Source organism: Asticcacaulis sp. (genome assembly GCF_020217185.1).
GTDB lineage: Bacteria > Pseudomonadota > Alphaproteobacteria > Caulobacterales > Caulobacteraceae > Asticcacaulis.
In genome coordinates this window covers 1-10000 of sequence record NZ_JAIWNX010000015.1, presented here as the reverse complement: position 1 = coordinate 10000, position 10000 = coordinate 1, and the positions used below count along the sequence as shown (strand labels likewise).

The window sequence follows — 10000 nt, the reverse complement described above, 5'->3', positions numbered from 1 at the left end:
CGGCGGTGACTACCGCCGGGGTTTTTTGTGTTGAATGTGAAGGGCTTAAAGCTCGTTCCGGATGCGCAGGTAGAGCTTCGGTTCGGAGTCGCGCTGCGTCGATTCCTCATAGGACAGCGCGCTACCCGACCGCAGACCTTCATAGCGCGTCACGTCATAGCGCGTGGTGCGGGCACCGAGGTTCTGCAATTCCGTGCGTACCGACAGCTTGGGCGACGGCTTGAACTCCGCATAGAGGCTGACCCACGGCGAGCCTTCGGACTGGCTGATTTCTCTGGCGCGCCAGCTGGTATTGTTCCAGCCGCTGTCCACCGACCAGCCCCACGACATACCCGGTCGGTCCTGATTGAAGCTCAATGACAAGGTGCGCGGCGTCTGCCCGGAGATGCGGCGTTTCAGCCCCGTTATCGGATCGGTGATTTCGGAATCGTACCAGGTGGCATTCAGCCGGATCATACCGTTTTCGAGATAGTCATCTATCGGCACGCTGAGGCGCGTCGAAATCTGCTGATTGGCGCCATCGCCGACATTGCCAATGATGTCCTCTATGTCGCCCTTCTGAGTATAGAGGGGCACGCGCTCGACGGCATCGTCGATGTCGTTGCGTTCAAAGCTGAGCGCCAACTGTCCCTTTTCCCAGAAGCGATAATCGACGCTGAATTCGTTCGACCACTGGCGATAGGGGACAAGGTTGAGCGGATAGAGCAACTGATCGGGGCGTTCATACTGCCACTCGGCAATCGACACAAAGTCCCAGTACCCCATATAGCCGACTTCGCGGGCACGGCTGAGGCGCACCTGAAACACCTTGTCAGGCTTCCATTGCAGGCTGAGGCGCGGCTTGGGGTATTCATAGCTGCGCTCGGCCGCATAGGTGCCGCGATGGCGGAAGGTCATGCTTTCGACGGCCAGCCCGCTGTCTATGCTGAGCGTCTCGTTCGGCCGCCAGTTGCCTGAGACGTAGAGCGACCCGCGCTGTTCTTCGCCGCGCGTGCGTCCGGTTTCCGGACTCGTGTTCTCGTCCAGCCACGAACCGACAGACAGGCTTTCGGCATCGAAGCGGTTGAAGCGACTCTCGGCCCCGGCCTGAAGCATCAGGGCCTTGGAATAGTGCCAGGTGGCCTGCGCCGCCAGCGACCCTTCGCGGGTATCCTTGTCCTCGCTGTAGGTCGAAACCTCGTCCGGCTTCTGATGGTCGGTGCGGCTGTCGCTGACATTGCGCTTGCCCCACAGGTTGAGGTTCAGCTTGAACCTTTTGTTTAGCGCCTTTTCGTAACGCCCGGACACTTCCTGCGTCAGATTGGCGTTCTGGCGCTGCTCGTACTCGGTGACGCCGTTTTCATAGACGGCATCAAAGGCCGAGCGGTTGTAGCGCATGGCCCCATTGACATCGAGGCGGCCGCCACTGGCCGGGCCACCCCAGGCGGCGCGCACCTCAGCCCCTTCGCTCTGCCCCTTGGAATCAAGCGCCTGATGCCGCGTCGTGCCATCGGCATAGGTGGTGTATTTGTCGCCGTGGCCAGTGCCTTCGTCATGGTTCTGATAGAGGCTCAGACCGGCTTCGAGATTGCGGCCGTTCTGGTTCTTCTGCCACGTGAAGCCGACCTGCGGTTTGATCTTGCCGTCCGGATAGATGTTGGCCGAGGAGTGGATGGTAATAACGGGCTTCGACATCGACTTGCGCACGATGTTGATCAGCTCGCTATGGCCCTGCATGTCGTAATTGCCGTTGCCGGCGGCGATGCGTTCGATGCGCTCAATCTGGTTCAGCGGCAGACGTGTCAGGGCGTCATTGGTGTCCGACGGGCGCTGACCGTCGATCAGCACATTGGAAGACCCGCCCGATCCGGTGACGATGAAGTTGGGAATGTATTTCAGCGCGTCGGCGGCCGATTGCACCGGCTTACCGACAAAGTCTGAGGCCGTATAGCTGGCCGCCGTGCTCAGCGTGTCCGCCGCAGTCGCCTGAACCGGCAATAAAGCCAGCGCACACACCGATGTCAGCCACAACAGCCGCATAAGACCCCATCACGCTTGCAGAAAAACCGGCGCGATATTGCGCCTTTTGCGGACAATATGCCGCTTTAAGCGCCAAATGACAAGTTCACCCGTGCGTAAAGTGAGCAATAGGCAAAGTATAACAAGGCTTTACCATACCCGTGACGGATCACGGTTATGCCGCCGTGCCCCCTACCGTCAGGCCACCGATCTTCAGGCTGGGCTGGCCGATGCCGACCGGCAGGCTTTGACCCGCCTTGCCGCAGGTGCCGACGCCGGGATCGAATTTGAAATCATCGCCGATCATTTCGACCTGACGCATAACCGCCGGGCCGTCACCGATCAGCGACGCGCCCTTGACCGGGGCCGTCACCTGACCGTCTTCGATCAGATAGGCCTCGGTGCACTGAAAGACGAACTTGCCATTGGTGATATCGACCTGACCGCCGCCGAAATTGACCGCATAGAGGCCGCGTTGGGTCGACGCGATCATGTCGGACAGCCTGTCCTGACCGCCCTTCATGAAGGTATTGGTCATGCGGGGCAGGGGCGGATGGGCATAGGACTGACGCCGGCCATTGCCGGTCGGGGCCACGCCCATCTGACGCGCCGACAGCCGGTCGTGCATGTAACCGACCAGAATGCCGTCCTCGATCAGCGTGGTGGCGTGGGTCGGGGTGCCTTCGTCGTCCATATTGAGCGAGCCGCGCGCATCGGCAATCGTGCCGTCATCGACCACGGTGACGCCCTTTGCGGCCACCTGCTGGCCCATCTTGCCGGAAAAGGCCGAGGTGCCCTTGCGGTTGAAATCGCCCTCAAGGCCGTGGCCCACCGCCTCATGCAGCAGCACGCCGGGCCAGCCGGGCCCCAGCACAATATCCATCTCCCCTGTCGGGGCCGGTTTGGCCTCCAGGCTGATCAGGGCCTGCCGCAGGGCCTCATCGACCTGCGCCTGCCAGTATGCCGGATCGCTGAGCAAGTCGAGCGCGATGCGCCCGCCGCCGCCCGCCGACGCGCTTTCGCGGTGGCCGTCCTTTTCAACCGACACACCGACCGACAGGCGCACCAGCGGGCGGTAGTCGTGATAGACCTCGCCACCCGCCCGCAGGATGGTGATGTGGCGCTGATCGGCGGCGACCGAGGCCGAGACCTGCACCACACCCGAGTGCCGGCTGCGGGCATAGTCATTAATGGCTTCCAGCAGCGCGATCTTGTCGGCGAACGGCATCGACCCGATGGGATCGTGGTCGCCATAATGATGGCTGTTGGAGCGCGCCGGGGCCGTGGACAGGCTCAGACTGACCGCTTGCCCTTGCTTGGCCAGCACGGCGGCGGCGGCGGCGCGCCGCACGGCCGCGACCGACAATTCGGCCGCATTGGCAAAGCCGACCGTTTCTCCGGCCACGACGCGCAGGCCGAAGCCCTGATCGGCGCCGTAGGTCGAATGTTTCAGCCGCCCGTCGTCAAAGACCAGTGATTCGCTTTCGCGCGTTTCGAAATAGATTTCCCCATCGTCGGCCCCGTTCAGGGCCTCTTCCAGAATCGTCTGACAGGCGGATAGGTCGAGATCACGCAGCGAGTCGGGCAGGGCGACGGCGAGGGGGGAGGCGGACATAAGCACATACCAAATGAAACACTGTGCCCTATGTAGGACGCCGTGCGGCGCTTGAACAGAGACTATGAACCCGAGTTTCGCGCGCGTGGCCCTGAAGGGGTGAGGGGGCGCGACAAAAGCGCGCAGGTGCGGCCTGTGCAAAAGCCATATTCGCCCCTGAGCCGTACCAGAACGCAACTGTCTTTGCAGACAGTGGTGTTGCCTTGCTTTTAGGCCTTTGCATTTTGCAAATATGGCATTAATGGGGAAGAACGGGGTGAGACCATGTGTCCCATTGGGACCCATTGTCGCGCCCGAATACCGAGGATTAAACGGGACTGCGCGGAAACTCCTGCTCACGAGAAGGCAGGCGCGCCGGGCACCCACAGTTAGGGATTGAAGGAATGCGCATCCGAAGGCTGATGGCAGGGACCGCCGCCGTGATGACTGCCCTTGCAGGAGCATTGGGGGCCGGAGCCGTCTGGGCTCAGGAAAAACTGGGGCAACCGACCGACAAGTCGCTCGGTCTTCAGCCGGGCGCTGCCCCGCTGAAACACGACGCTATCTGGTTTCACGACATCATCTTGCTGCCGATCATCACGGTTATCGTGCTGTTCGTGCTGGCGCTGCTGATCTGGATCGTGCTGCGCTACAACAAGCGCGCCAATCCGAAGCCGGCCAGCTTCTCGCACAATACGGCCATCGAGATTCTGTGGACGGTTATCCCGGTCCTGATCCTTGTCTTCATCGCCTTCTTTTCCTTCTCGCTGCTGCGCAAATATAACGACATGCCGACCCCGGATGTCGTGGTGAAGGCTACGGGCTATCAGTGGTACTGGGCTTATGACTATCCGGAACTGGGGGTCGAAGGCGTCGAATCGCGCCTGCTGCCCGAAGCGCGCGAACTGAAGACCGCGCACGCGGCCAAGGTGCCCTTCCTGCTCGGCGTCGATAATGAGCTGATCGTGCCGGTCAACAAGGTCGTTCAGGTGCAGGTCACCGGCTATGACGTCATCCACTCCTTCGCCCTGCCGGCCTTCGGTCTGAAGACCGACGCCATTCCCGGTCGTCTGAACTCGACCTGGTTCAAGGCCGAAAAGCCCGGCATCTACTACGGTCAGTGCTCGGAACTGTGTGGTGTCGATCACGCCTATATGCCGATCGCCATTCGCGTGGTCAGCGAAAAGGAATTCGACGCCTACATCATCAAGGCGGGTGGCAAGACCAAGGCCATGATCGCCGCCGAAGAAGCGGCGGCCGCAGCGGCAGCCCAGCAGGCGGCGGCAAACGCTGCCGCTTCGGCAGACGCATCGGCGACGGCTTCGGCCGCAGCCCCGGCAGAAGCGGACGCAGCGGCCTCGGCCGCGGCTCCCGCCGTTCAATAATTCAGGTAAGAGAGACGCTCGTCATGGCATCGAATGCTTCTGTCGTTCACGATCATCATCACGACGATCACGACCACAAACCCGGCTTCTTCGCGCGCTGGTTCCTGTCCACCAACCATAAGGACATCGGCACGCTCTACCTGATCTTCGCCATCTTCGCCGGTCTTCTGGGCGGCGCGCTGTCGGGCCTGATCCGCTGGGAGCTTTATGAACCCGGCCTTCAGGTCTTCGTACCGGGCTCGCTGCTCGATCAGCTTAATGTCTTCGAAGGCAAGCACGGCTATAACTCGGTCGTCACCGCTCACGCCGTTCTGATGATCTTCTTCATGGTCATGCCGGCCATGATCGGCGGCTTTGGTAACTGGTTTGTGCCGATCATGATCGGTGCGCCGGACATGGCCTTCCCGCGCCTCAACAACATCTCCTTCTGGCTGCTGGTCGCCTCCTTCATCCTGCTGATGGTGTCGATCTTCGTGCCGGGCGGACCGGGCGGCGCGTCGGAGCACGGCTTCGGCGGTGGCTGGACCATGTATCCGCCGATGTCGGCCAATAAGGGCAGCCCCGGTGCGGCCTTTGACCTGATCATTTTCTCGTTCCACCTGTCAGGCGCGTCGTCGATCCTGGGGGCGATCAACTTCATCACCACCATCTTCAACATGCGCGCGCCGGGCATGACCCTGCACCGTATGCCGCTGTTTGCGTGGTCGGTGCTGGTCACCGCCTTCCTGCTGCTGCTGTCGCTGCCGGTCTTCGCTGGTGCCATCACCATGCTCCTGACCGACCGTAACTTCGGCACCGCCTTCTTCGATCCGGCGGGCGGTGGGGATCCGGTCATGTACCAGCACCTGTTCTGGTTCTTCGGCCACCCGGAAGTGTATATCCTCATCCTGCCGGGCTTCGGTATCATCAGCCACGTGGTTTCGACCTTCTCGAAAAAGCCCGTCTTCGGCTATCTCGCCATGGCCTACGCCATGGTTGCCATCGGCTTCGTCGGCTTCATCGTGTGGGCCCACCACATGTACACGGTTGGCATGGGCTTCAACCTGCGCGCCTATTTCGTGATGGCGACCATGGTCATCGCGGTGCCGACGGGTGTGAAGATCTTCTCGTGGATCGCCACCATGTGGGGCGGCTCGCTGGACTTCAAAGTGCCCATGCTGTGGGCCATCGGCTTCATCTTCCTGTTCACCGTCGGTGGCGTTACGGGCGTGGTTCTCTCCAACGCCGGTATCGACTACAGCCTGCACGACACCTACTATGTCGTGGCGCACTTCCACTACGTGCTGTCGCTGGGGGCGGTGTTCGCCATCTTCTGCGGCTTCTACTACTGGTACGAGAAGATGTTCGGCATCAAGTACAACGAGCTTCTGGGTCAGATTCACTTCTGGCTGATGTTCGTCGGCGTCAATGTCGTCTTCTTCCCGCAGCACTTCCTGGGCCTTCAGGGGATGCCGCGCCGTTACGTCGATTATCCGGAAGGCTACACCTACTGGAACCAGATTTCGTCGATCGGTTATGTCATCACCGCTATCGGTGTCCTGGTCTTCCTGGTCATGATCGTCGAGTCGGTCATCCGCCGCCGCAAGGCCGAGGCCAATCCGTGGGGTGAGGGCGCTACCACGCTCGAATGGACCCTGTCGTCTCCGCCGCCCTATCACCAGTTCTCTGAACTGCCGGTGATCAAGGACGAAGACGGCCATCACTAAGCGCTTCGCCCGAACGGGCGGCAGGCTATAGTATGGGGGATGAAGGCCGGAGGTCGTCATCCCCTTTATTTTACGAGTACCCACTGTGAACCCTGAGCCCGTGACCCCAAAGCCGGTGAATATGACAACGCCCAAGTCCGAACCGAGCCACCCCGCCTACGGGGAGAAGGCCCTGCGCGGCCTGCCGGCGGACTATTTTCAACTGCTGAAACCGCGCGTCATGTCGCTGGTGGTGTTCACCGGCCTGACCGGTCTGGTCGTCGCGCCGCAAAAGATGGACCCGTTTCTGGCCTTTATCGCGGTTCTGTGTATTGCCTTGGGGGCCGGGGCCGCCGGCGCGCTGAACATGGCCATCGAAGGCGAAACCGATGCCCTGATGCGCCGCACCCGCGGGCGTCCGGTGGCGTCAGGCCGCGTCACCAAATCCGACGCCATGGCCTTTGGCGGCGTGCTGGCCTTTTTGTCGGTGGCCATGATGTGGCTGGCCATAAATGCGGTGGCTGCCGGTCTTCTGGCCCTGACCATCCTTTACTATGTTGTTTTTTATACGATTGTTCTGAAGCGCCGCACGCCGCAAAATATCGTCATCGGGGGCGCGGCCGGGGCCTTTCCACCGGTGATCGGCTGGGCCGCCGCCACGGGCCACGCGCCTGTGGAGGCCTGGGTGCTGTTCGCCATCATCTTTCTGTGGACCCCGCCGCATAGCTGGGCACTGGCCCTCTACACCGCCGAAGATTACGCCAAGGCCGGTATCCCGATGATGCCGGTGGCCAGGGGTGCCAAATCGACCCGCCTGCAAATCCTGATCTACAGCCTGATCATGGCCCCGGTGGCCTGTCTGCCCATCGCGTTCAGCATGGGCGGCATGATCTACGCCGTCGTGTCGGTTCTGGGCGGGGCCTTTTTCATCTTTCTGGCCGTGCGTCTGTTCCTGTCGCGGGCGGGTGATCATCCCGAAGGGGGTGAAAATTCGCTTTACGACGTCAAGAAGGAAGCGCTGGCCGCGCGCAACCTGTTTGCCTTTTCTATCCTGTACCTGACGGCGCTTTTCGCCGCCCTGTTGATCCATCACGCCTTCATGGGAGCCTGAGCCAATGGTTGACAAGGACGTTCTGACCACCCCCGAAGATGACAAGAAGGCCTATCTGGCCGCCCAGAAGCGCCGCAACATCGCCATCGGGCTGGGCCTCCTGGCCTTTGTGGTACTGGTGTTTCTGGTTTCCATCATCCGTATGACGCAAGGCGTACAGGCGGCGCACGGCGGATGAAAAAACTGACCCGTAATCAGAAGGTTGCCGCGTGGTGTCTGGCCGGTCTGTTGGGTATGTTCGGTCTGGCCTATGCCTCGGTGCCCCTTTATCGCCTGTTTTGTCAGGTGACGGGCTTTGATGGCACGACGCAGCGCGTGGAAACCGAGTCCTCGGTGGTACTCGACCGCAAGATTCGCGTCTATTTCGACACCAATGCCAACAATATTCCTTGGAGTTTCAAGGTCGAACGCCCGGTGCAGAACACGCTGCTCGGCAAGACCAACATGATCTATTTCACGGTGCGCAACGATGCGGATGTGCCGCTCACCGGTCGCGCCAGCTACAATGTGCTGCCCGAAGCGATGGGCGGCTACTTCATGAAATTGCAGTGCTTCTGCTTTACGGATCAGACCTTGCAGCCCGGCGAGGAACGCACCTTCCCCGTCGTCTATTATGTTGATCCGAAGATGCTGGAAGACATTGACGCAAAGAACACCAAGGACGTGACCCTGTCCTATACCTTCTTTCCGTCTCAGGTGGTCAAAAAGTAAAGCGTTTCAGTCTCTTGTAAAGCGTAGTTGAATTTGTTTGCTACGGGGCCACAGCCCCATAAAAACAGGGTGGCCGGATTGTGTTCACAGCCGATTTGCCCTAAGACTCAAGGTCTAATCATATAACGGAACCGTCAGTGTCCGATACAGGGGGACACGGCGCATCGAGGTGAGTTGCCGACTATGTCTAACGACGCCGTCAAACACGATTATCACATTATCAACCCCAGCCCGTGGCCGCTGCTCGGTTCGCTGTTCTCCGTGGTCATGTTCATCGGTCTGGTGATCTGGATGAAGGGCCTGTTCGGCATCGAAAAGACCCCGGTGGTCTTCGGTATCGGTCTGCTGGGCGTGCTTTACGTGATGTGGGGCTGGTGGGCCGATGTCATCAAGGAATCGCGCGCCGGTGACCATACGCCGGTTGTGCAGATCGGCCTGCGTTATGGCATGATCATGTTCATCGCCTCGGAAGTGATGTTCTTCGTGGCGTGGTTCTGGGTCTTCTTCGAAATGGCCCTGTTCCACGAACACCGCGCGGGTGTGGCCTCGGCCATCGAGGAGGTCCGCACGGCGTGGGCCTCGACGGGCAGCACCGATCCGAATGGCTGGATGCCGGCGGGCGTTGAGGCTGTTTCGGCCTGGCAATTGCCGCTGCTCAACACGCTTCTCCTGCTCCTGTCGGGCACGACCGTCACCTGGGCGCACCACGCGCTTCAGGAAGGCGACCGCAATGGCGCCAAGTGGGGCCTGTTCCTGACTGTGGTGCTGGGTGCCATCTTCACCAGCGTGCAGGCCTTTGAATATTATCACATTGTCCACCATCACCTGTTCTTCAACGAAGAAGCCGCCAATGCCGGTCTTTACGGTTCGGCCTTCTTCATGGCCACGGGCTTCCATGGCTTCCACGTGCTGATCGGCACCATCTTCCTGCTGATCTGTCTGATCCGCCTCATGCGCGGTGGCTTCACGCCGCAAAAGCACTTCGGTTTCGAAGCGGCGGCCTGGTACTGGCACTTCGTTGACGTGGTGTGGCTGTTCCTGTTCGCCTTCATCTACGTCATCTTCGGAGCCTAAGCATGGCCGGTCCCGATAGCCGCGAGGTCAATTTCCTCGCGGCGGCGCGGGGCCGCTGCCCCGTCTGCGGTCAGGGCAAGCTCTTTAAGGGCTTCCTCAAGGTCGCGCCGGAATGCAGCCAGTGTCACACAGATTTTCAGGCGGCGGATACCGGAGACGGTCCCGTCGTCTTTGTCATTCTGATCGTCGGCTTTATCGTCTGTTTCGGCTTCATGATCACGGCCCTGAGCCACGACTGGCCCTTATGGCTGCATATGATCATCTGGCTGCCTATGGCGCTTTTCCTCAGTCTGGGGCTGATGCCGCCGCTCAAGGGGCTGATGGTGGCGTCGCAGCTCAAAAACCGAGTCAATGACAAGGATCGCTTTAAATGAAGCGCCTGCCTGTCGGTTTGACCCTGGCCGTGGGCGTGGCCCTGCTGATCCTGTTGGGGCTCGGCACT

Annotated in this window: 9 protein-coding genes; 7 read left to right on the top strand and 2 right to left on the bottom strand. The window is 60.7% G+C overall.

Features of this window, described 5'->3' with window-relative positions; all coding sequences use genetic code 11:
• Positions 1–45: 45 nt before the first annotated feature.
• Both LDL37_RS00750 and tldD read right to left on the bottom strand, forming a co-directional pair.
• Positions 46–2019 carry a hypothetical protein gene (locus LDL37_RS00750; RefSeq protein ID WP_290792904.1) on the bottom strand — a complete coding sequence of 658 codons (1974 nt, stop codon included), beginning with the start codon at positions 2017–2019 and terminating at the stop codon, positions 46–48.
• A gap of 154 nt (positions 2020–2173) precedes the next feature.
• Positions 2174–3613, bottom strand: a complete 1440-nt coding sequence (gene tldD, locus LDL37_RS00745; protein ID WP_290792901.1) for a metalloprotease TldD — start codon at positions 3611–3613, stop codon at positions 2174–2176.
• A gap of 422 nt (positions 3614–4035) precedes the next feature.
• Here tldD and coxB point away from each other — a divergent pair, with 422 nt between their 5' ends.
• The 7 genes from coxB (at position 4036) to LDL37_RS00710 (ending at position 9932) form a co-directional block, all read left to right on the top strand.
• Complete coding sequence (gene coxB / locus LDL37_RS00740) at positions 4036–4977, top strand: cytochrome c oxidase subunit II (RefSeq protein WP_290792907.1); 942 nt, start codon at positions 4036–4038, stop codon at positions 4975–4977.
• A gap of 23 nt (positions 4978–5000) precedes the next feature.
• Entirely contained in the window at positions 5001–6683 is a 1683-nt protein-coding gene (gene ctaD / locus LDL37_RS00735; RefSeq protein ID WP_290792898.1) for a cytochrome c oxidase subunit I, read from the top strand.
• Positions 6684–6804: 121 nt separating this feature from the next.
• Positions 6805–7773, top strand: a complete 969-nt coding sequence (gene cyoE / locus LDL37_RS00730; RefSeq protein ID WP_126423618.1) for a heme o synthase — start codon at positions 6805–6807, stop codon at positions 7771–7773.
• A gap of 4 nt (positions 7774–7777) precedes the next feature.
• A complete protein-coding gene (locus LDL37_RS00725; RefSeq protein WP_172961264.1) occupies positions 7778–7951 on the top strand; it encodes a hypothetical protein in 174 nt (57 codons plus the stop codon).
• Positions 7948–8484: a cytochrome c oxidase assembly protein gene (locus LDL37_RS00720; protein WP_290792893.1), complete on the top strand. Its 537-nt coding sequence runs from the start codon at positions 7948–7950 to the stop codon at positions 8482–8484. Before LDL37_RS00725 ends, LDL37_RS00720 begins: the two co-directional genes overlap by 4 nt.
• 183 nt (positions 8485–8667) lie before the next feature.
• Positions 8668–9558, top strand: coding sequence for a cytochrome c oxidase subunit 3 (locus tag LDL37_RS00715; protein ID WP_290792890.1), 891 nt, complete (start codon positions 8668–8670; stop codon positions 9556–9558).
• Between the two features lie 2 nt (positions 9559–9560).
• The gene (locus LDL37_RS00710) at positions 9561–9932 is read left to right on the top strand and encodes a DUF983 domain-containing protein (protein WP_290792887.1); all 372 of its coding nucleotides are present in this window, start codon (positions 9561–9563) and stop codon (positions 9930–9932) included.
• Positions 9933–10000: the final 68 nt, after the last annotated feature.